This window comes from Bernardetia sp. MNP-M8, assembly GCF_037126285.1.
In the GTDB taxonomy this organism is placed as follows: domain Bacteria; phylum Bacteroidota; class Bacteroidia; order Cytophagales; family Bernardetiaceae; genus Bernardetia.
In genome coordinates this window covers 3,256,859-3,279,679 of record NZ_CP147012.1, presented here as the reverse complement: position 1 = coordinate 3,279,679, position 22,821 = coordinate 3,256,859, and the positions used below count along the sequence as shown (strand labels likewise).

Below are 22,821 nucleotides of genomic sequence, written 5' to 3'. Positions count from 1 at the left end.
TCTAAAATTTGTTATCTTCGAAATAGTGTAGCGTACCTTTTAAGGTGCAAATACGTACTGTACGTATACTTTTGCAAAAATGACTAAAAAAGAAGATAGAAAAATGATAAGCTCTATTCCGATTACCCTTCCAGTTTTAGAAGATTCAGAACGGTTAGAATACGAACAAATAGACTGGCACAATTATAGAAAATTACTCACTATGTTTGAAAAAGATAGGAGTATTTTTGTTATGAATGATTACAAAACAATAGATCAATTAGAAGAATATATAGATTATCAACTCAACTTTGCTCAATATTCTTATAAACGAGGTGCAGCAGATTGGTTTTATAAAAACAAAAATACAGGTGAGTATATTGGTGTTTTTAATCTCTATGATTTGAGTAAAGAAACGCTAAATGACAATCACAAACGCTGCACGATAGGTTTTGCAACAACAGAAAATCACCGAGAAAAATATTATACATTAGAAGCCATCGAAACATTTAAAGAAGCAATTTTCAATCAATTAGATAAAAATTATATTCTTTCTTATACCACAAAAGAAAATGTTGCTACAATTGAGTTACTTCAAAGAGCAGGTTTTGTGGCAAGTGAACAAGATTATATCCATAAAGAATATGTTTATTATGAGATTTTTAGATAATTATGTCGCTAATGGAAACATCAGAAATGAATAGAAAAAATTATATTGCTTTTAGCTTGCAAAAAAAGTCTGATACTTTTGTAAGTTTCAGACTTTTTTGCGGTTATGAAAATTGAAAATTTATTTTTTCAATAAATCTCTAATTTCGGTAAGTAACAAAATATCTTGTGGTGTTGGGGCTTCTGGATTTTTTGGGTCTTCTGCTTTTTTCTTTAATGAATTAAAGCCTTTAACAACAGCAAACACACAAAGCGCAATAATCAAAAATTGAATTATGATATTCAAAAAATTACCATAATTGATGCTTACAGCTTCGGTAGTAACTGTGCCTGCTGCATCTACAACAGCTTCTTTTAATACTAGCTTTAAGTCTGCAAAATCTACTCCTCCAGTTGCCAATCCGATAGGTGGCATAACGATGTCATTGACAAACGAAGTAACAATTTTTCCGAAAGCAGCACCGATAATCACACCGACAGCAAGGTCGACTACATTGCCCTTAACAGCAAAATCTTTAAATTCTTTGATTAATCCCATAAGTTTATTCTAGTCAAGTTTGTAAAAGGAAGAGAAAATATTAAAAACATATTCACAGGCAATAAACGCATTTTATTGCAATTAATTTTTAATTTATTAAATTTCACAAACTTATTTATGGAAAAAAATAGATTTACTCAAATTTATAGTTTGTTTTTACTCTGTTTTCAGTTTGTCTTCTTCTTCTATATTATTTGAAGAACTTCCTTTTAGTAAATCTCTAATTTCGGTAAGCAATAGAATATCTTTTGGTGTTGGTGCTTCTACATTTTTTGGGTCTTCTGCTTTCTTTTTTAAGGCATTAAAAGCCTTTACAACAGCAAAAACACAAAGAGCAATTATGAGAAATTGAATTACAATATTGATAAAATTGCCGTAATTGATAGAAACAGCTTCTTCAATCACTTTTCCTGTTTCATCTAAAACAGCACTTTTAAGTACAAATTTTAGATTAGCAAAATCAATTCCTCCCGTCAATATTCCGATAGGAGGCATAATAATATCATTGACAAGTGAAGTTACAATTTTCCCAAAAGCTCCTCCAATAATTACACCGACAGCCAAATCAATGACATTTCCTTTGACAGCAAAATCCTTAAATTCTTTTATAAAGCCCATTTTCTAAATAATTAATGTATTCGAATTATTTTTTTACATAAAAAATCCGAAAACTACTTTCATAATTTTCGGATTCAAAAATACTTTTTTTCTTTGGTTCAAAAAAGATCTATATCAAAATTTTTAGACATATAATCCAACAGCTAAGAAATGACACAAACTTCCTCCCAAAACGAATAGATGCCAAATAGCATGATTAAAAGGCAGTCTTTCCCAAATAAAAAATATTACACCTAATGAATAGGAAAGCCCACCAATTCCGAGCAAAATAAGTCCTCCTGTGTGTAAATTTTCAAAGAAAGGTTGTATTGCCACAACAGCCATCCATCCCATAGAAACGTAAAGAATGACAGAAAATCGTTTCCATCTTCCCAAAAAGAACATTTTATAAATAATTCCTAAAAGAGCAATTCCCCATATTATACCAAAAAGCGTCCAGCCCCAAGCCCCACGCAATGTAACAAGTGTAAAAGGAGTGTAAGAACCTGCAATTAGAAGATAAATCGCCATGTGGTCTATTTTTTCAAAAAACTTTTTTAGTTTAACTGTTCTTGCTCCATGATAAAGTGTAGAAGCTGTATAAAGCAAAACAAGTGTAGTTCCGAAAATGGAAAAGCTAATTATTTTCCACATATCTTGTGCTTCACTTGCCCAATTAACAAGAAGCATAAGAGCAATGACACTCAGAACAATGCCTAATCCGTGTGTGATTGTATTGGCAAGTTCTTGGTGTTTGTTGCTAAATTTTTGTAATTTTTCTAGAGTTGTCAAGGTATTCTTAAATGTTTTTATTGATAAAGGGTTAATTTATTTGAGTTAAGTGTTCGTTTGTTTACTTATTTTAATCAACATCGAAACCAAATTGTTTGGCATATTCGATGAGTTTTTCCTTCAAAACACCTCTCGCTCTATGCAAACGAGAGCGAACTGTTCCGATAGGAATATCCAAAATTACAGCCATTTCTTCATACGTAAACCCTTCCAAATCGCAAAGAATAATCACAGTACGAAAATCAACAGGCAAAGAATTTAAAGCTCCCGTAACTTCGTCACCAATTTTATTTTGCATTGTCGAAGTACGTAAATCAACAGTATGATTCATTTCAGCCGTTTCTACCGAAGCCGAATTGTAATAATTCTCAACGTCTTGATAATCTACTTTTGAAGGTTCTTTTGTCTTTTTTCTGTAATTATTGATAAAACTATTTTTCAAAATACGAAAAAGCCATGCCTTTGCATTTGTACCTACTTCATACGAACCTGCAAAACGATATGCCTTCATGTAAGCATCTTGTACCAAATCTTTGGCATCGTCTTCATCAAAGGTAAGTTTGTAAGCAAAGTTGTACATAGCATCTGCATGAGGCATAAATTCGGTATTGAAAATATGTAGTTTTTCTTTTTCTGGAAGTGATTTAGCCATAAATTAGGAATGGTAAATTATTAATTATGAATGATAAATGAATACAACTACGTAAGCATCAGATTTTTAATTAGAACACTGTTTAGATTTTTTATAAAAATGAATAATTACATCTAACAATGAAATAAACTGGTAACTGATTACTACTTTACTGCTGACTGACTTAGCCATTTTCGGCCACTACTTCTTTTACCTCAGGCATCATATTTTTGAAAAGATTTTCAATTCCAGCCTTCAAAGTAATTGAAGAAGATGGACATCCACTACAAGAACCTTGAAGCAAAACGCTCAACTTTCCTGTTTCTTTATCAAATTGAGAAAAAGAAATTGCTCCTCCGTCCATTTCTACAGCAGGACGAATATATTGGTCTAAAATATCTTTTATTCTTGCAATAGTTGGATCATCATTGAGTTCGACTTTTGAGTCTGGTAAGTCTTCTGAAAAAACAGGCTTTTGAGCCTCAAAATAGTCTTTCAAATAATTACGAAGGATAGAATTGATTTCTACCCACTCTACATTTTCAGTTTTGGTAATTGTAATAAAGTTTTTACTCAAAAATACACGCTCTACAAAATCAAATTCATTAAAAAGAGCAGCTGCTAAAGGAGAATCTGTTGTGTCTTCTTTACTTGCATAATCTTTTACTATTCCATCTGCCATGAGCATAAAGCTCATCACAAATTTCATTGAATTAGGATTTGGATTTTCTTCTACATATATATGTACGTGGGGCGCACGGTTGTTATCTGTGATTACTGCCATAATGATTTATAGATTAAAATTAACTGGTTACTTATTTATCGAACTATAAAAAAGCATTTGAGTTCTATCAAAATCGCTTTTTATTTGTTTTTACTACAAAGATACCATAAAATAAAACCAAAATTAAGTATAGAAACTATAATCTATCTAAAAAACCATAAAATCAACTTATAGTCAAATAAAATCAATTTTCCAAAACAATATACATATTTCTATGTTATATAGGTAGATTACAAATTTTATAGTAGTCTATTTTTTTTACCTCACTTTTTTGAACACTTATTTTTATGGCAACTTATCAAGCAAATCAAGAAGATACTTCTTATACCTCAATGGACAGAGATTCTAAATTTGAATCTGAAGAAACGGCACAAGCAAAACTTAATCAATTGGATTCTGATGAAGTACAATCCCGACCAGCAGGTCAAGCACCTTCATTTATTATGCGTGTTATGTTAACAAGCATGGTTGTATTTTTGGTCGCTGTGGGTTTAGAAGTTTTTGTTATGCACTCTGTTATGGATAATCCAGATGTAAACTTAGCTCGTAGAATAGCTGTTTTAGCTATTGGTAGTGCGCTTTTAGGTGGCGCAGTTGGAATGATTACAGGTTTTGCATACGTAATGAAGAAAGAATTCAAATTTAAAAGTGCAATGACTGTAATGGGAGTTGTACTCGTAATTTTAATGGTCGGAATCGCTATTTTGGGAGATAACCCAATTTTGAGTCAATATATGACTAATTAATCTTAAATTAGATATTATACTCTTTAACTATAACTATCACAATTTGACTAACTAGAAATTATTATCATTATAAAACTGAAAAGCCTTTTTTTCACGAAAAAAGGCTTTTTTTGTATTATCTGTATTATTATTATTCAAAGGCTTCAACTGAATAGACTGTCTGTTCCAAAAATTTATCTAGTAGACTTCTTTCCTCTAGAACTATTTCTACTGTTCCATAAATTTCATTCTTAGAATCTAAATCTACTTCGACCTTTCTGTTGGTTTGTAAACCATTGTCTAGTTTTAGTTGGACAGAATATTTATTTTCTTGTGGCGCAAGGCTTATCTGTGCAACTTCTGCTTCTATCCAACCATAACGAGCAAAAGGATAGGCTTCTAATTTTATTTTTGCTTTATTGGCTTCTTTTCCCTCCTTGAGCTTAGAAATATGTTTTGAGTCTACTTTTGTATAGGCATAAATAGCATTTTTTTGAGGAATAACAGAAATAACCTCTTTATCCATACCAACTGATTGATACAAATTAAGAGGATTAAAGAAATTAACTTTACCTTCTATCGGACTAATAATCAAATAAGAGGTTTTCCAATCTTCTAACATTTTCTTTAGAGTTGCAAAACTAGTTCGTAATTGTTGCTTATACTTAAATGCTTGCTCTTGATAAGCAATAGAAACTTCTACAAGCTGTTGATTGAGCTGACTAACTCGCATTTGGGCATTTAGATTTGCTTCTTTATTTTGCAAAAAACTACTTTCTTTGTTTAGAAATGCGCTCTTTGTTTGTAAAAATTCTTGTTTGGCAATTGCTTCACTTTTATACAATAATGAATCGGTAATATATTTTTGTTTGCTCAACTCATAGTCTCTTTCTTGAAGTTCATATTTTTCTTGTAAAATAACTCTTAACGAATTTTGAATTTCTATTTCTGAACGAATAGCAGCTTGTTTTTGAGCATGCGAGTTAGTTTTAGAAAATAACTGATAATCTAAAATATTATTTTTTAGTCTTTCGTAATCTAATTGTAAATTTCCCAAATTTGTAAAAAGAGGAATTTCATTTTCTTGAAAAAAATCTACACTTTCAAATACTGAATTTTGACTAGAAAGTGTGTCTAAATAATCTTCTAACTTTTTGGCTTCTTTCCAATCTGTTGTGCTTTCCAAGACTAATAAAAGCTCATTTTCTTTTACCTCTTGACTATGTTCTGCATTTATAAAAATAATACGGCTATTAATCTTTGGAAACAAACTTGCTTTTGCTTGATTTGCATATAGTGTTACTTCTGAAGTCGATAATTCAGGGTAGCGTATAAAATGAGAAACGACAAGCATTAGAAGCAAAACACCAAAGATGATTGTAATACCTGAACGCATAAAAAAGCCTTGTGGACTTGTCAATAATTCTTGTGTTTCTTCTGAATAAGAGCGAAAAACCTCTTCTCTTTCTATATTATCTTCCATTACAAAATTTACATTATTCTTAGTAGTAGAAACTAATTAGGTACAACTTTAAACTATTTTGATAATTAGTTTTCTTGCAAAGATAGTTCTTCTTCTGGATTTTCTTCTGAATCATCCATTTCACTAGCCAAATGCACTAAAAAATACTCTAAATCAGTAACTGTATATTTTTCTGGTAATAAATACCCATTTACAATAAAAGCAGGTGTAAAAGTAATTCCTGTCTGATTTATCCAAGTATAATGTTGTGAAATGATACTTTCTTTTTCTTTATCAGAATAAAATGTCGGAAGATGGGATAACATTTCTGAAATCTGCTTGTAATCTTCACTTGTTTGATTGGGAGTCAAATGGCACATAGTTGTAGTAAAATAATTGCCAAAATCTTCTCTCAATTTTTGTAAATCTTTCTTTGCACTAATACAAGGTGGACAAGTAGGGCGACTAATGACAACTAAAGAAACTTTATTCTCCTCTTCTTCTTCCTCTAGTTCGGCTGAAATAGTATTTCCTTCTACAAAATGGGTTGGAACTTCGCTTATATCTACTTTTTTATTTTGATGAAGAAGTGTTTTGAAAACCTCATAATCATACTTAAAAGAACGTAGATTCTTAGTTTCGTTATTAGAAGAGTTATATTTTTCAAGAACTGGTTTTAAAATATTCCAAATAAATATAGGCAACAGGAATGAAAAAACAGCTATTACTAAAATTGAAAAAACAGAATACAAAGTAAAAGTAAAAGATGAAATTTCATCTTGAAAGCTAAATAAATATACTCCCCCTACCAAAGATTCTACAAACAAAACTGCCATTATAGAAACACAAAGCGAACACCATTCTTTAAGAATAAACTTTTGATAATATAAAGATGCAATGACTGCAAAAATCCCCAAAACAGAAATCAAACTCTGAAAAACGAATGTTAAAGAATTAAAATTACCAATCAGTAAAAATAAAAATGCCCCAAAGAAATAATAAACACCCAATTCTGAAAAGGTAAACCATTTTTTGATTGAATCTATTTTACTTGTATTTTCTTGTTTTGTATCAGCACATGAAGATGATTTTCCGAAGGCAGTACAAGCTTTTTTGAAAACTGCATTATTTTTAAAAATTTCTCCAGAAAGTAAGATAGCACTAATTACAAATCCTATAGTATGTAAAATATAAAAGGAAATTTCAAGAATAGACTTTGTGACTTGTTGATTCGTGTCAAAAAAAGTTTTTCCAACTAAAAATAAAAAAGAAATACCCACTAAAAATTGAATGGTATTTTTTATAGTGTCAAAAAACTGTTGTTTCTTTTGTGCTTTTTTATGAGCAGAGTAATTTGGTTCTGCTGCATTTTCATTTTTATCTAATAACAGTGTATAACCTGTCCATGATTTTTCAAATTCTTCTATTTCAACTATCTGTTTCTCTGAATTCACATTAATCAAGACTACTTCATTGTCTCTAACTTCGTCTAAAATAGAATAATCAGTGTGTGTTCTTCCATTTTCATCATTATGAGAAGCCAAAACAATAGCAGGCAAAGGAATTTCTGATAAATGTTCTTTTCCAATCTGAACAGCTAAAGACTCTATTTTATAGTGTGCTAAAAGTGTAGTAAGATCACTTAATGTTTGAGCATCATTATATTTTGCTGTCAGTTTTTGTAAATAAGTGATAGTGTAAGAAACTTCAAATTTATCTAATAGGATACTTACAATAGTTTTCATATTACAATTGCTTTAAATATTGTTTTTTTTGCTTGCAAAACTACAAAAAAGATAGCGATAGAAGTTTGGCAATACCAAAGTTTATTCTATCGCTATTTTTTATATTAATTACTTATACTAGCACGGAAATACATATTGTCCATAGCAAAAATCATCACACCCTGACTCACATTGTGATTTTGTAGGATACGTTTTACCTTGACACCAAAAAACTACTTCACAATTATCAAAACCCCCTGTAATTTGTTTGCTCTGTTTTTGAGAGATAGCAAATTTTCCAAATTTCTTTTTCAAAGATTTCATAAAAATTGAGTTCAGATGTTTTATTAAAAAATATTGATACAAAATGAATCAATAATAAATGAATTTAATTTCCTCTAAGTGGATCACACTCAAAAGGATCATTTGGATTAGGAAAATACTTATTCTTACACGGATATGGTGGCTCACCACCGTTTACTTTATTTGCTTTTTCTTGAGAGATAGCAAATTTTCCAAATTTCTTTTTCAAAGATTTCATAAAAATTGAGTTTAATAGGTATAATTAAAATAATTTATCAAGATTACTTACTTATATATTTCTAATACTTACTAAGTAAGTTTGACGCTGTAAATATCAATAAAAATAAATCATATTTCCAAATAAAAATTACATTTATTTTCAAAAAAGATATAACTTTCTGAATAACAGTAAATTACAAAATGTTATTTTTTCAAAACACAAAGTATTTGATGTTGTAATTAAAACCCAACATATTGCTATTTTTCAAAGGTTATAATTTATGATAATTCTTTCTTTTTAATCTAAATAGCTAAAGACTCTACTTTATAGTATGCAAAAAGTAATATAATATTACTTGAAATTTGAGCTTGATTGATTTTTTTGAAATAACCTTTGACAAAAAAAGGCGTTTATAAAACGCCTTTTTTGTCTAGCTAGAAGTGGTATTGTGTTTCAGATAAAGAGCCAATTTTAAATCATCTTTAAATAACCACGTCTTACAAGATTTTGTAAGACGTGATTGTATACACAAAACTGAACTATATTGAGCTCATTTTAGCCACAACATACAGCTTGACAACCTGTTGGTTGTTCGATATAATTTGCTGCTCCTCTTGGACAATTATGATAATGATCACAATTACAGTAATTAAAACCACCTTTCAGTTTTTGGATTTCTTTTTCAGAAACCACAAATTTTCCAAATTTCTTTTTCAAAGACTTCATAATAAAAAATAAGTTTAAAAATGATAATTTATAAATAATATTCAAACCACTTTTCAAAATTTTTAATTAGTTTTTGGAGTAAGTTTGATGTTGTAAATATCGCAAAAAAGAAACTTCAATTCCAAATACAAATATAATTATTTTCAACAAAAAACACAATAAATTGATTTTCAACAACTTAAATGATGTTAATCTTTATGAAATATATACTTTTACTCAAACTACATTTTTTAAATATTGATAATTTACAAGTACTTATAATATTCAATAATAATTATTTTCAACAATATATTAATGTAATTTTTTTTTGCAAATTTTATTTACAATACTACACTTTCTTTTTAGTAGTTTGGTGGCACAGACCAGACTAGCACAAATTTGCATACAGAATCAAAAAACAATACTACTTTATCTCTTTTAAAATACACATAGTTCTATTTTTTAATAAGCTTTGACAAAAAAAGGCAAATTCTCAAATTAAGAATTTGCCTTTTTTCTATATTGCTTTCTAATTAAACTAGATTAATCTTCTTTAGCTATTTTGAAAGTAAGTGTTTCGCTTGGCGTAACTACATTGATAAAATACATTCCCGAAGCATACTTACTCAAATCCAAACGGATTTCTTGTTGAGATTCTTCTTTGGAAATAGATTTAGTGATGAGAGTTCTACCAATACCATCAGTAAGTGTAAGTGTGAAGGCATCTTTTAAGTTGGCTGCTAATTTCAAACGAACCTCAGAACTAGTTGGGTTTGGATAAACTACTGTACAACAATTTCCTTCTTCGTCCTCAACACCTGTAACTGGTTCTGGTTTGCGATAGAAAATACTATTTGAAGTAATAGCTTGACAACCTGTATCATAGGTAACTTTAGCTCTGTAACGCCCTGTTTCATTAAGAGCAAGTGAAAGAGAATTAGAAACACTAAGCATTTCACCATCTTTGTTCCACTCTACTTCTGTAATTGTTCCAGTAGATGTTATTGTTGCCATATTTTCTTCTATTAGATTTATATGTGCTGTTGGAACATCTATTCTTTCAATACTCACTGAATCCGTAATGAATACACAACCAGTACCTAAAGAAATCTCAACATGATACTCCCCTGAACTATTCACAGTAAAGTTTCTATTTTCAGAACCTATACGCAATCTATTTCCATTTCTGAATAAAGTATACATTGCATTTTCTACTTCTGAAACAGAAATTGTAGCACTTTGGTCTCCTGCACAAAATTGCTCTTTGTCAGTAGTAATACTAATATCTGTTGGAAATGAAATTACTTCTACATTAATTTGAGCTTCTTGAGTACATGTTTCTTTGCTTACTCGCAATGTATACGTTCCTGAATTAGAAACTGTAATAGAAGAACTTGTTCCTACTTCAGTATCATTAAACAACCATTGATAAGTTGCACCTTCTACTTCTAAAGCAGATAACTCACCTATTTCACACAACGATACTTGACTACCTTGTTCTATTTGAGCAGGAGCAACTTGTCCTACTTTCACTTGAACAGTTGAAGATACCATCGAAACACACTCATTTTGTGTTATTCTTAATGAGTAGTTTCCACTTCTAGTAGCTTGATAAGTTGGCGCATTACTATTTTGTATAGCTACTCCATTTGAATACCAAGTATAAATCAAATCAGAAGAAGCATTTTGTGTATCTGCTTCTAAAGTCAATGTGTTCTCACAGGTTGAACGGACTAAATCTCCTAAAATAATTGCTACTGGAATTTCTTTAACATCAATAGTAACAGCTAATCTAGTCTGACTTTCATAACGAATACCATTTGCAGTGACATAATAGGTTTTTGCAGCAGTAAGGTTTTGAGTTTCGAAAGTGTAAGAATCATCTTGAATAGGCTCAGTAGCTGTTTCAGACTCATACCAAAGAATACTTCTTGTTGTATGTGTGCTATTTACTACAATCTTTCCTTTTCCACCTGCACAAGCATCTGTTTTGCTTATTAATGTTGGAGCTTTAGGGTAAGTAACAGCATTGGTAGCAACTTCTTTTCTAGATACTGAATTGAATGCTTCTAGTCTATACCCATAAAAAGTATCTTCATTCAATAAGCTATCATCGTAAGAAAGAGTAGAAGCTGATAGAGTTGCCACCAAACGGTTTAATCTATATAACTTATACCCAGTTGCATTTGTAGCAGCTTGCCAAGTAAGGTCAATACGAGAAGTATCTATTGCAATAGCTTTAAATTGTGTAGGTGCAGATACTGATGGTATAGTATTTCCTCCTCCACCTGTTGGAGCAACTACATTTATAAGGCTACTTAAATCGGTAAAAGCACTTCCATCATCATTTACTCGTATACTATACTCTCCAATTTCATCAAATTGTAAATCTGACCAAGTAAATACTCCATTTATCATAGCACGACTTCCTAATCCAGAAGTAGCACTAAGAACTCCTGTTCCAGTTCCTCCATCTCTTAACAATGTAATTGTTCTGGCTGCTCGGTCTATATTTCCATTTGCATCAAGTGCCTGTACGCTTACTGCAAAGTTTGAATTAACAGTTGCTGTTGTTGGTACAGTTGAAAAACCTAAACGTGTAGCCACCACATCTAAAGTAAATGTATTTGATACTACATTAGCAGGAAAAGTAGAGGCAAAAGAAGAAGAACTATTTGAAGTTTGTACTCCATGTGCCACAGTAGGAATTTGGAATTGTAATACTCCTTCGTCTAAAATTCCTGTTGTATTCAAAAACACTTTTATAGTATAATCTGTATTTGTTCCATTTGCTATACTTGCATTACCAGCAGGAATAGTAAAACGAATTCTATCTGCTGTAATAGTTGTGGTTGCAGTAATCTGAGTTCCTCCAGACCATAATTCTGCTCCTTGTAGTTGTGTTGTCCAGTCTGTTACTGTATTTGCAGCTCCTTGTTTAACATCAATCTGAGTTACATCGGTAGGTAAAGCATCTGTCGTTGCTAAATCCTCTACCTTAAAAGAAAATACTTCTACTGCACTAGCTGATGTAGTAGCCAATGAAGATATTGAGGCAGAAGCAGGCATTGTAGTGGGCGCAACAATTCGTGAGTCTGCATCTGCTGATGTAGTAATAGTAGTAAACTGCCAGTTAGCAGGTAAAACTCCTCCAAAACCTAAACTATTAGCTGTAAATGTACTGCTAGGAACATCCACAGAATAAGTTGTAGAAGTTGCTAGTGCTGAAGGTAAAGTTACGGTTGCTGTATTTCCTGTAATTGTAGTATTAGTTGCAGAAACAGGAATTACAATTGGAGTAGCTCCTCCTGTAAGAGTAATAGAGCCTGTACCGATAGTAGGAACACGATTAAAAGTAAGAGCTAGTGATGTATTTGTATCTACATTAGTCGCATTGTTTGCAGGCAAAAAACTAACTAATTGAATAGCTTTTTCTCTTACAACTACATCATCAACAGCAAAACCATATCCCCAAGTATTCAAATCATCATAGTAAAAAGCAATCCATACTTGAGGTTCGTTAGCATATGCATCTAAATCTAAGGTAATATCTTGCCAAACGCCAGATATAGATGCCATTGAATGAATGGTTGTCCAAGTAATTCTATCTGTACTTATACGAACTTCTCCTCTATCCGTTCGGAATACAGCTCTAAATGCCATTTCAATTTGAGAATAAGAGGAAAAATCAAATTTTGGACTAATCAACCACGATTTATAAGGTGCTCCACAACCTGGACTAGGACAAGCATCATCGTTTGCTGCTGCATATTGATTACCAGCAGGAACATCTGGGATAATAAAGAAAGAACTTCCCAAGTTAGTTCCATATTGCCAAGTTCCAACTCCTGCTCCATCATTTATTATATCCCAACACTCTGCAGGGCTTGGATTCTCAAAATCTTCTGTATAAGGTAGTACAGTAACAGGAGGATTATTTTGAACTGTATGATTTGAAATAGTATTATTTGCTCCATTTGTATCAGTTGCTAGGTTAGCAGATGCTGTAAGAACATAACTACCTCCTGCTGACATATCTACTGTAGTAGTAAATGTATAATCTAAACTAGCTGCACCATTCAAATCACTAGCTAAAACAAGGTTTTCATTTACTGCTGTTCCCCCATTTACTGTATAAGAAACTGGGATTGTTGTTCCACTTGGTATAGCAGAACAAGCTAAGTTTTTGATACGAATTGTAATGGCTTCAGCAGCTGTTCTCAAATCACAACCTTGTGTTGGAGAAACGATTGCTGAAAGTTCTAAATCTATTCCTGAGCCAGCAGCAGGAGTAATAGAAAATGCTACTGAACGCTGACTTGTAGCTCCTGTAGTTGTATTTCTTGCACGAATACTAAACCAAGTTTGTCCTGAAAGCCCTGTTGCAGTAAAAGTAGTAGTTGCACTTGTTCCTATTTGTGTATATACTCCAGTAGTAGTGTTCAACTGATAAACAATATACTCGTCTGCATCAGTTACTGCATTCCATTGTAAGATAGCTGAACCACTACAAGGCTGACCTGTAATGCCAGTAGGAACACCAATAATTGAAAATGCTTCACTTGTTCCACTTAAAGATGGAGTTGTTGAAGAAACACGAATTTTCGCTTCATTAGTCATTGCATTTGGAACTGTCCAACTCAAACGACGAGTGTTGGCAGCCACAGCACCATTAATAACTGTCCAAGTAGTTCCATTATCCAAAGAATATTCAACAGAAGTAGTTCCTGAAACTCCTTCCATATCCCATTGAATAAGTTCAGTAGCAGAAGGAGTCAAAGACACTCCTGCTGATGGATAAGTAACTTCAATATAAGGTTCTGTAACTGTCCAAGTCAATGAATATTGCTGATTTGCTCCAGAAGGAACAGCCGTTCCTTTTACTCTTAGTGTGTATGTTCCTGTTGCTGGGGTAGGAATAGTTACTTGTTCGATAATATCTACATTATTTACAGCTCTAATAGCTACATTATTCGGATTTGCGCCGTCTAATGTCCAAGGAAGCCATGTATTTGTAGTTGGGTCTAATACTTCTAAATCCAAATTATTTATCAAAGCAGGATTTGCATTTGCTGCTGCTGCTGGGTCTGACCAACATAACATTACTTTCAATTCGTGTGTACCAGCAGGAACAGCAATAGTAACATCATTTTGTCCTGCTGTCGTAACTGTATTTATTGCATAATTATTTCCCTCTAATGCTTTAACAGCTTTCAAACCATTAATTCTACCAAAACCATATTTATAATCAGGACCTGTATTTCCTAAATCATCAGCATTATTTGATAACACAGCCTTCATAAGTGAGGCAATAGGGTCTGCATTTCCATTTAATTGACGATAGCTTTGATAAAGTTGAGCTACCGTACCCGAAACACCTGGTGCTGCCATTGAAGTACCACTATTTGCTCCATATCCATTACTTGGTAATGTAGAAACTACACCATTTCCAAATGCACTTACTTCAGGTTTGATACGTCCATCTTCAAGAGGACCAAAACTACTAAATGTAGTAATAACATCGTTATTTGTTAAAGCTCCTACTGTAATTGTATTTTTGGCTGCTTTTCCTGTTGTTGTTCCAAAACCACCTGCACAAGAACTTTGAGAATTGCCTGATGAGAATACATGGACAAGTTGAGGATTATTATTTACTAATAAATCTTGTCCTCTATTATTACTACCATAAGGGTCTCCAGTAGCACAATTAGGACCTCCTCCGTATGAATTTTGAGTAATTACAATACCAAAGTTAGTAATGGCATTTTGCATTTCAGTAGCAATATCTCCATTAAAGTTATGAGAATAAATTTGAGCATTAGGAGCCATTCCTGTATTTCTAGGATTTAGTAAACCTGCTCCTGCCATTGTTCCTGCTACGTGTGTTCCGTGGTCGCTATCTGATGTATTTTCTACAAGAGTACGTCTTCCACTAAAGTCTAAATGATTTGCAACGTTTCCTCCGTCCCAAATTCCAAGATTCACTCCTGAACCATCTAAATTTCTAGCACCATAATTTAGGATAGCCGAACGGTGAGCTGATTTTCCATAATAATTTTCTTCTTTTGGAGGCTCTGGTAAAGATTCTACCCAAAGTACCCAAGGCAAACTAGCTACTTGCATAATTGCCGTTTGAGGGACACTTACTGTCAAAATACCTGATACTTTACTTTCATAGATTAGCTTTCCTCCCATGTTTGTCATAGCCATAGAAGTAAGCATTGGATTTACAGTATCAAAAGGAATAATATTCAATTCTACTTGATTAGACTCAGAAATAGCCCACTCAGGAATATCTCCTTGTACTAATCTTGTTTGCGTTTTTTGATTAACAGACAGTTTTACAAACGCATGAATCTTAAAATCTGAAATAAGAGCTTCTAATTTATCATTAGAAATAGTAGAATTGATTTTTGCAGTATAGGATAAATCTGGCAAATACTGAATCAGTTCGATACCTTTACTTTTTAGATTTTGACGTTCTTGATATGATGGCAGAGTAGTAAATTGTACTACTAAAAAATAATGATTTCCAAAAAGAGCATCTGAAAAACTACTCTTATCATTTTTAAACTGCTCAGTATTTGATGTATACTGTTCAATAGACGATTTTAAACGTAAGGAAGGGGAAGAGCTTTGTGCAATTGCTGATTGCATTTGAGAACTCAACATACCTATTCCCAAAACAAGTAATAATACAAGTTTTTGATAAGAAATAATTGAGTTCTTTGAAGAAGAAAACGAATATCTGTGCTTCATAATTAGTATAAAATAAATAAAAGTAAAAGGGTAAGATTTGTATCAATCTAAAGTTATAATAAGCAGCTAGTATGTAAATCTAGGATAATTTAATGAAATTACATAATAGTATTTTAACTTTTATTGTATAATGATATACATTTCCACGCTTCACTTTATTTTTTTTACTAAAAAACACACAATTTATATGATTCTGTTAGGTTAAATCATAAAATTCATAATTTAATCAAAAATGCTTACTCAAAATCACATAATATCATCTTCCAAAGAGCCTCTAACTGGCATAAGATCACGTAGTGAAGAGTCACTTCCTGAACGGTTATATTTACTACAATCTGTTTCAATGGAAAGCTCTGATCTATTTACTAGATTTACTCTTGGTAGTACATAATCAGTAATAGTAGAATCCATATACAAAGAATCCATAAACATTCCATAGGCTGGCATTGCCATTCTTGAGCCTTGTCCATAAGCAAAGTTGTTGAAGTGAATACTTCTATCATCTCCACCTACCCATGTTCCGACAACTAAATTTTTGGTCATTCCCATAAACCAACCATCAGAATAATTTTGTGTAGTTCCTGTTTTTCCTGCTATCTGAACACCTGCTTTTCTAAATTTATATTTCCATAATCCTAAAGCTGTTCCTCCTCTTTCTTCTCCTGCGCCCATAAGCATATAAAGCATTGTGTTTGCATCATCTTTGGAGAGTGCAGGACGAGTTTTTGGAGAAAAATCACGAAGTACACGTCCATTTTTATCTTCTATACGAGTAATAAAGATAGGTTCTGTCCAGTTCCCATCATTATTAAAAGTTCCATAAGCTCCTACCATTTCATAAACAGAAACATCACTTACGCCTAATGCTAAAGCAGGAACGGCATCTAAAGGAGCTTCTATTCCCATTCTGCGAGCATATTCAATTACTTTACTTGCTCCATTTTTAGAATCTAGTTCTCCAATCAGATAAGCTGCAATTGTATTTACAGAACGAGCAAGTCCTTGACGAAGTGTCATGGTTTGTCCTGTATAACCACCACTATTTTTGGCTGTCCAAGTTCCACCTGATTCTAAATTAAATGTTTTTGGAACATCTGTAACTTGAAAACAAGGATGAAATTTTTTCTCAGAAATAGCCGTTGCATAAACGATAGGTTTGAAAGTAGAGCCTGGTTGTCTTCTTCCTTGTTGTACGTGGTCAAATTGGAAGTGTTTGTGATTGATTCCACCTACCCAAGCCTTTATTTGTCCTGTGTGTGGATCCATTGCCATCATACCAACATGCATGAAGTGCTTGTAATATCTAATAGAATCTAACGGTGTCATGACAGAATCTTTTTCATATCCTTTGCTATTCCAGTCAAAAATCTTCATTTTGATAGGCTCATTCATTTGTTGTGCCATATCTTGTGCTATGAGAGTAGAATCTCCGTCATGTTTTATTTTTGTAAGACGGTAACGTTCGGTTTGTCTTGTTGCTTTTTCTAAAAAACCTTCAATTTCTTTTCCATATTCATCTCTCCAAGGATTTTTGTCTTTCCATTGTTTGAAAAAATTACCTTGTAATTCTTTCATGTGTTCTTTTACTGCTCCTTCTGCATGCTGTTGCATTCTTGAATCAATAGTAGTATAAATTCGTAGTCCGTCAGCAAACAAATCGTAGCCATTTTCTTTACACCATCTCATCACTTCATTTCTTACAATAGTTCTGAAATAAGGGGCTGCTCCGTTGTGGTGTGCATCAACTTCACTATAATTTTCATTTGTTACCATTGGTTCTTCCTTCAAAATTGCACGTTCTTCAGCAGTAATGTAATTATATTTTTCCATTTGCTTAAAAACTACATTTCTACGAAACTTAGATTTTTCAGGATTTCCGATAGCGTTGTAAGAAGTAGGAGCTTTCAACATTCCAACAAGTGTAGCAGCTTCTGGCAATGTCAAATCAATTGGTTCTTTATCAAAATACGTTTTTGCAGCTACTTTTATTCCAAAAGCATTTCTACCAAAATCTACAGTATTGAGATACCAATAAAGGATTTCATCTTTTGTATAAGAACGTTCTAGTTTTATAGAAAGCATCCATTCTTTAAATTTGATAATTCCCATACGTAGAATTTTGCTATTGTCTGGTGTTGTCCAATCTCCTTCATATTTTTCGGTACGAGTATTAAATAAGTTTTTGGCAAGCTGTTGAGAAATTGTACTTCCTCCTCCATCAAGCTCAAAAGTAATAACTCCATAAAAAACACGTAATAAACTAATAAAGTCTATCCCAGAATGTTCTCTAAAACGAATATCTTCGGTAGCAACCAAAGCATTGATTACATTAGGAGAAATTTCGGAGAGTGGTACAGGAGTTCTGTTTTCTCTATAATATTTTCCCATCAATGTTCCATCTGCTGAATAAATTTCAGAAGCAACATTACTATTTGGATTTTCAAGATCTTTTAGGTCTGGCATACCACCAAAATAACCTCCAAAATCTTCTTGAATTGCCATTACCCACATGGCAATAAAAAATAGTCCTACTCCGAAGACTGCCCAAGTAATTTTTATGGCTTTTATGAATAAGGATTTTTTTAGCATAACTTTTATATATATAAATACATTTTTGATAAATGTATAATGAAATTCTTTTTTAGGACACTTTAAAGTGTTAGCAATATCAACAAACAAAATTGCAAAAAAATAAGGACTTTTTCAATTCTGAAAAGCCCTAAATAACAATTACGAATTAAAAATTGCGAATTATGGATTTAAATTACTGATTAGTCGACAATTAATCACAAATAGTAAATTCTTATGCCCTGTTCTTACCTATTTTATTCTATTTTTTTTGGTTTTTATTGAAGCATATCACGAATAATTTTCAAATGATGTTCAGTATGAATTCCTATAAAACGAATTGCTTCTTTTTTATTCATGTGTCCAAAAATAGGATGAGGAAAATAAGTGTTTTTATTCAAATCTTCTATCTTATCAACCTGCAATTTCGTTTTTTCTAAAAATTCTCTAATTGATTCTTCTGTAATTGGATTTTCATTTCGGACAGATTTGGGAACTCTTGCCTTTCCTCTAGGAATATGCTTTGTTAGCATTACAAAAAACTTAGGAAAACTAAATTTACTTTTAAACTCACTTGGGTTAGAGTCTTCTAGCTGTTTAGCTACTCCACGAATAACACGCAGTGCATGGTCAACCTGCCAACCTACATTTGAATGTGTGACTTTTGGGTTTGTTTTTTCTAGTTGTGGAATATAAGACTCAAGTTCAGCAAGCTGTTTTTCGAATAACATAGGAGAACAAAGTTAGATTTTAGAAATTAGAATTCAGAAGTAAAATTAGAAATACAAAACGTAAACTCTAAAAGTAAAAATTCATTTAATTCTAACTTCTAAAATCTACCTTCTAAATTTGCTTACGTTTTTCTCTTCTTTTTCTTTGCAGCAGGAAATAAAATATTATTCAAAATTAGTCTATATCCAGGGGATTGTGGGTGTAGGTTTAAGTCTGTTGGAGCTTCTCCTACATAATGTTGATAATCTTCTGGGTCGTGTCCCCCATAAAAAGTCCATGTTCCTTTTCCCATTGTTCCATGAATATAACGAACTTCATTTACTGTCTTGAATTCTCCCAAAATCACAACATCAGATTTTACTAACTCTTTTCTAAAAGCTGTCGTTTGTCCCATAAAACCTTTTACTTTCGTAACGTGGTTTTGAGTAAGCATAGTCGGAATTGGATCCCATTTGGCAGAAAACTGAAAAAGCTCAAAATAATCATTCTTTTCTGTGATTCCTGTGCGCTGACGATAACTATTATCAATACTAGAATACTCATATTCAAAAGGATTCAAGACTAATTTGAAATCTTTGAAAGCAAATGTATTCTCAAACTTCAATTTTTTATTGGCTGCTGGATCGGCAGGGTCACCGTCATAAACTCTATCACAAATATCAATTCCTTCAGCTGCAAGCGCAATATCGTATGTATCTGTTGCCGAACACATGGCAAACATAAATCCACCACCTAAGCAATATCCTTGAATCTTCTTTACAACAGCTAATTTAAGCTCTGAAACTTTAGCAAAACCATATTTTTTGGCTACTTCTTCATATTCTCTTTGTTGGTCTTGATACCATTTTTGACCTGAATAACTAGCATAAAATTTTCCATATTGTCCTGTAAAATCTTCGTGATGCAAATGTAACCAATCATATTCAGGGAGTTTGTCTTGCATAATTTCATCATCAAAAACGACATCATAAGGAATTTCTGCATAAGTCAGAACAAGCGTTACAGCATCATCCCAAGGCTGTTTGGATTTTGGAGAATAAACAGCAATTTTTGGAGCAACTTCCAGTTTTACAATGTCCATATTAACATCAGCCTTTGCAATCTGACTGCGAACTTGAGTTGCTTGAGCTTCTGAGATAATTTCAAAACTCACTCCACGAAGGCGCATTTCTTCTTCAAAAGGACGAGAATAATCAAACATAAAACTACCACCACGATAGTTTAGAAGCCATTCGACAGTCATATCTTGTTTAAGAACAGCAAATGCAATTCCGTAGGCTTTTAAATGATTTTTCTGTGTTTCGTCCATCGCAATCATTATCTGATTAGCTTTAGCAAAATTTGAAACACTTATAAAAAACAGAAAGAATAGAGATAGAATAAGTTTTTTTTTCATAATTGGATTTTTGTCTTTTTTATTAATTCTAATTCAAATATATAAAATTGAATCTAACTCTAAATATCGCAAAAATTATACTTGTTTGTACTAACAAAGAGAGAAGTATAAAGGTATTTAAGTTTTTTTTCACTATGTTAAACATCAAAAATGAGACGTAAAATATGTATAGAATTAGCCGATTCTCAAAAAATAATTGTTATTTCTAGGTTTTTACTTTACTTTCTCAAATAACTAGCAAGTTTTTGCTTGAAGGCTTCTTTATTAAATGGTTTGGCAATATAATCATTCATTCCTGCTGCAATACATTTTTCGGCTTCTCCTTTTAGTGCAGAAGCAGTCATGGCGATAATAGTCAAATCTTTTGAAATAGTTTCTCTGATTATTTTGGTAGCTTGGTAACCATCCATTTCAGGCATATGAACATCCATTAAGACCAAATTAAACTCTTCTTTTTGTAGCTTTTCGACGGCTTCTTTTCCATTGAAAGCCACTTCAATTTCATAGTTCCAGTTTTTAAGCATTGTTACTACTAAAAGCTGATTGATTTCATTATCTTCTGCTAATAAAATCTTATTTGTAATTGGTTTGGGAGCTGCAATACTTGTACTGTCTATATTCTCTTTTTGGATAAGATTTTCAGAGTTGATTGCATTACGCAGAAAATCAGGAATTTGATTTGTTCTATCTCGCTGTACCATAGGCTGACTTACTTCTGTATATTTTTTGTAGCGAAGTTGAAAAGCAAATGTAGAACCTTGTCCTACTTTACTTTTTGCATAAATCTCTCCTCCTTGAAGTTCTACCAATTGTTTACATATTGCAAGACCTAGACCTGTTCCACCATATTTTCGTGTGGTATCGCTACTTGCTTGCGTAAACATTGTAAAAATATCATCTATCTTTTCTTCTGAAATCCCTATTCCTGTATCACTTACATAAAAATGAAGTGTTACAAAATTTTTATCTTCATCTACCAAATTAGCACCAATTACTATTTCTCCTTTGTGTGTGAATTTTACAGCATTTCCTAGGAGGTTAAGCAAAACTTGTCTTAAACGCACTTCATCGCCCACAAAACGAGCAGGAATATCTGGACTTATTTTGCTTCTTAAAGTAACCTTTTTAGTATCAGCTTTTACTTTGATGCTACTTATCATATTTTCTACAATTGGATAAAAATCAATTGGACTTTCTTCAAAAGATATTTTTCCAGATTCAATCTTTGATAAATCTAAAATATCATTGATAATAACTAAAAGATGGTCAGCAGAAGATTTAATGGCATTGACATACTTCAACTGAACATTATTTAGAGAAGTATCCAATAAAAGCTCTGACATTCCGTAAACGCCATTCATAGGTGTTCTAATTTCATGACTCATATTTGCCAAAAACTGTTCTTTTGCTTTTGCAGATTGTTCGGCTTGTTCTTTTGCCAAAACTAAAGCTAAGTTTTGCTGTTCAATTTGTGCAAGCATATCATCAAAACTTTCTGTCAGTGTTCCGATTTCGTCCCTTCTTTCTCCTCTACTAATTCGTGTAGAATAGACTTTTTCTTGAGCAATTTGTTTTGTTTGTGCTGTCAGTTCCAAAATCGGTTTCGAAACTAATCTTTGTAAACGAATAGCTATAAAATAAGTAAGAAGAGAAACGGTAAGCAAAATAAGCCCCGTAATGAGCGCATAACGTTGCATACGATCATAAAAACGGTCAAGATTAGATAAAAGATAAACGGTTGGATAAGTTGGAGGACGATTATCTATCGAAAGTCCTGTTGTATTATCTTTATCAAAATTAGCTAAATCTACTTCTCTACGATGATAAATTGACATTTGATTATTTAGTAAATCAAAGTCAGAATTTTCATAAGGAGGTTTTTTATAAGCAGGATTTACTTTCATTCCCAAACGCTCATATTTTGCAAAGGGTCTGCCAAGTGTATCATATACTTGTGCAGCCAAAATATTAGGATCAGAAGCAAATAAATCTTTTAACTGGTCTTCTGTATTTTTAGGATCTGCAAAACTAACTGGAAGATAAGCATCCCTAGAAATAATCTGCGCTCTATCACGCAAACCTGTTTCTAATTCGGTTCTGTAATCAATCAAGTCATAGATAATAAAAGCCGAAAAGGCAATTATCAAAGCAATAATAGTCGCTATCATAATCGAACCGACTACTTTTGTCTTTATAGAAACATGATTGAGAAATTTGAACATAGAAAGGAAAGATGA

General features: G+C 32.2%; 17 protein-coding genes. 2 read left to right on the top strand and 15 right to left on the bottom strand.

Features of this window, described 5'->3' with window-relative positions:
• Window positions 1–79: 79 nt before the first annotated feature.
• Window positions 80–649 (top strand): GNAT family N-acetyltransferase, encoded by a 570-nt coding sequence (locus V9L04_RS13410; RefSeq protein WP_338790321.1) that lies wholly within the window; start codon window positions 80–82, stop codon window positions 647–649.
• 120 nt (window positions 650–769) lie between these two features.
• Here the strand turns inward: V9L04_RS13410 and mscL (V9L04_RS13405) are convergent, their stop codons facing one another.
• From mscL (V9L04_RS13405) to V9L04_RS13385, 5 genes are all read right to left on the bottom strand, one after another.
• Window positions 770–1,186: a large-conductance mechanosensitive channel protein MscL gene (mscL, locus tag V9L04_RS13405; RefSeq protein ID WP_338790320.1), complete on the bottom strand. Its 417-nt coding sequence runs from the start codon at window positions 1,184–1,186 to the stop codon at window positions 770–772.
• 156 nt (window positions 1,187–1,342) lie between these two features.
• Window positions 1,343–1,804, bottom strand: coding sequence for a large-conductance mechanosensitive channel protein MscL (gene mscL, locus V9L04_RS13400; protein ID WP_338790319.1), 462 nt, complete (start codon window positions 1,802–1,804; stop codon window positions 1,343–1,345).
• A gap of 123 nt (window positions 1,805–1,927) precedes the next feature.
• Complete coding sequence (locus V9L04_RS13395) at window positions 1,928–2,575, bottom strand: hemolysin III family protein (RefSeq protein ID WP_338790318.1); 648 nt, start codon at window positions 2,573–2,575, stop codon at window positions 1,928–1,930.
• A 70-nt stretch (window positions 2,576–2,645) separates the two neighbouring features.
• Window positions 2,646–3,227, bottom strand: coding sequence for a sigma-70 family RNA polymerase sigma factor (locus V9L04_RS13390; protein ID WP_338790317.1), 582 nt, complete (start codon window positions 3,225–3,227; stop codon window positions 2,646–2,648).
• Window positions 3,228–3,390: 163 nt separating this feature from the next.
• Entirely contained in the window at window positions 3,391–3,990 is a 600-nt protein-coding gene (locus V9L04_RS13385) for a NifU N-terminal domain-containing protein (protein WP_338790316.1), read from the bottom strand.
• Between the two features lie 287 nt (window positions 3,991–4,277).
• Here V9L04_RS13385 and V9L04_RS13380 point away from each other — a divergent pair, with 287 nt between their 5' ends.
• On the top strand, window positions 4,278–4,736 hold the full coding sequence (locus V9L04_RS13380; protein WP_338790315.1) for a hypothetical protein: 459 nt from the start codon (window positions 4,278–4,280) through the stop codon (window positions 4,734–4,736).
• A gap of 130 nt (window positions 4,737–4,866) precedes the next feature.
• On the opposite strand, the gene V9L04_RS13375 is transcribed toward V9L04_RS13380, so the two are convergent.
• The 10 genes from V9L04_RS13375 to V9L04_RS13330 all read right to left on the bottom strand — a co-directional run bounded on the left by V9L04_RS13375 (window position 4,867) and on the right by V9L04_RS13330 (window position 22,806).
• Window positions 4,867–6,198 (bottom strand): hypothetical protein, encoded by a 1,332-nt coding sequence (locus tag V9L04_RS13375; RefSeq protein ID WP_338790314.1) that lies wholly within the window; start codon window positions 6,196–6,198, stop codon window positions 4,867–4,869.
• A gap of 65 nt (window positions 6,199–6,263) precedes the next feature.
• Entirely contained in the window at window positions 6,264–7,922 is a 1,659-nt protein-coding gene (locus tag V9L04_RS13370) for a cysteine peptidase family C39 domain-containing protein (protein ID WP_338790313.1), read from the bottom strand.
• 117 nt (window positions 7,923–8,039) lie between these two features.
• Entirely contained in the window at window positions 8,040–8,225 is a 186-nt protein-coding gene (locus V9L04_RS13365) for a hypothetical protein (protein WP_338790312.1), read from the bottom strand.
• A gap of 64 nt (window positions 8,226–8,289) precedes the next feature.
• Complete coding sequence (locus V9L04_RS13360; protein WP_338790311.1) at window positions 8,290–8,442, bottom strand: hypothetical protein; 153 nt, start codon at window positions 8,440–8,442, stop codon at window positions 8,290–8,292.
• A 537-nt stretch (window positions 8,443–8,979) separates the two neighbouring features.
• Window positions 8,980–9,150 (bottom strand): hypothetical protein, encoded by a 171-nt coding sequence (locus V9L04_RS13355; RefSeq protein ID WP_338790310.1) that lies wholly within the window; start codon window positions 9,148–9,150, stop codon window positions 8,980–8,982.
• Window positions 9,151–9,672: 522 nt separating this feature from the next.
• The gene (locus V9L04_RS13350; protein ID WP_338790309.1) at window positions 9,673–15,888 is read right to left on the bottom strand and encodes a S8 family serine peptidase; all 6,216 of its coding nucleotides are present in this window, start codon (window positions 15,886–15,888) and stop codon (window positions 9,673–9,675) included.
• Between the two features lie 246 nt (window positions 15,889–16,134).
• Window positions 16,135–18,477 carry a transglycosylase domain-containing protein gene (locus V9L04_RS13345; RefSeq protein ID WP_338790308.1) on the bottom strand — a complete coding sequence of 781 codons (2,343 nt, stop codon included), beginning with the start codon at window positions 18,475–18,477 and terminating at the stop codon, window positions 16,135–16,137.
• Window positions 18,478–18,734: 257 nt separating this feature from the next.
• A complete protein-coding gene (locus tag V9L04_RS13340; protein ID WP_338790307.1) occupies window positions 18,735–19,187 on the bottom strand; it encodes a DUF1569 domain-containing protein in 453 nt (150 codons plus the stop codon).
• Between the two features lie 122 nt (window positions 19,188–19,309).
• Complete coding sequence (locus V9L04_RS13335; protein WP_338790306.1) at window positions 19,310–20,584, bottom strand: asparagine synthetase B; 1,275 nt, start codon at window positions 20,582–20,584, stop codon at window positions 19,310–19,312.
• A gap of 218 nt (window positions 20,585–20,802) precedes the next feature.
• Entirely contained in the window at window positions 20,803–22,806 is a 2,004-nt protein-coding gene (locus V9L04_RS13330; RefSeq protein WP_338790305.1) for an ATP-binding protein, read from the bottom strand.
• Window positions 22,807–22,821: the final 15 nt, after the last annotated feature.

Bases quoted from the DNA above. Each gene is read 5' to 3' on its own strand.
- V9L04_RS13365 (WP_338790312.1), bottom strand. From the start codon at position 8,225: ATGAAATCTTTGAAAAAGAAATTTGGAAAATTTGCTATCTCTCAAAAA.
- V9L04_RS13390 (WP_338790317.1), bottom strand. From the start codon at position 3,227: ATGGCTAAATCACTTCCAGAAAAAGAAAAACTACATATTTTCAATACC.
- V9L04_RS13345 (WP_338790308.1), bottom strand. From the start codon at position 18,477: ATGCTAAAAAAATCCTTATTCATAAAAGCCATAAAAATTACTTGGGCA.
- mscL (WP_338790320.1), bottom strand. From the start codon at position 1,186: ATGGGATTAATCAAAGAATTTAAAGATTTTGCTGTTAAGGGCAATGTA.
- V9L04_RS13335 (WP_338790306.1), bottom strand. From the start codon at position 20,584: ATGAAAAAAAAACTTATTCTATCTCTATTCTTTCTGTTTTTTATAAGT.
- V9L04_RS13385 (WP_338790316.1), bottom strand. From the start codon at position 3,990: ATGGCAGTAATCACAGATAACAACCGTGCGCCCCACGTACATATATAT.
- V9L04_RS13360 (WP_338790311.1), bottom strand. From the start codon at position 8,442: ATGAAATCTTTGAAAAAGAAATTTGGAAAATTTGCTATCTCTCAAGAA.
- V9L04_RS13355 (WP_338790310.1), bottom strand. From the start codon at position 9,150: ATGAAGTCTTTGAAAAAGAAATTTGGAAAATTTGTGGTTTCTGAAAAA.
- V9L04_RS13380 (WP_338790315.1), top strand. From the start codon at position 4,278: ATGGCAACTTATCAAGCAAATCAAGAAGATACTTCTTATACCTCAATG.
- V9L04_RS13350 (WP_338790309.1), bottom strand. From the start codon at position 15,888: ATGAAGCACAGATATTCGTTTTCTTCTTCAAAGAACTCAATTATTTCT.
- V9L04_RS13330 (WP_338790305.1), bottom strand. From the start codon at position 22,806: ATGTTCAAATTTCTCAATCATGTTTCTATAAAGACAAAAGTAGTCGGT.
- V9L04_RS13340 (WP_338790307.1), bottom strand. From the start codon at position 19,187: ATGTTATTCGAAAAACAGCTTGCTGAACTTGAGTCTTATATTCCACAA.
- mscL (WP_338790319.1), bottom strand. From the start codon at position 1,804: ATGGGCTTTATAAAAGAATTTAAGGATTTTGCTGTCAAAGGAAATGTC.
- V9L04_RS13410 (WP_338790321.1), top strand. From the start codon at position 80: ATGACTAAAAAAGAAGATAGAAAAATGATAAGCTCTATTCCGATTACC.
- V9L04_RS13375 (WP_338790314.1), bottom strand. From the start codon at position 6,198: ATGGAAGATAATATAGAAAGAGAAGAGGTTTTTCGCTCTTATTCAGAA.
- V9L04_RS13370 (WP_338790313.1), bottom strand. From the start codon at position 7,922: ATGAAAACTATTGTAAGTATCCTATTAGATAAATTTGAAGTTTCTTAC.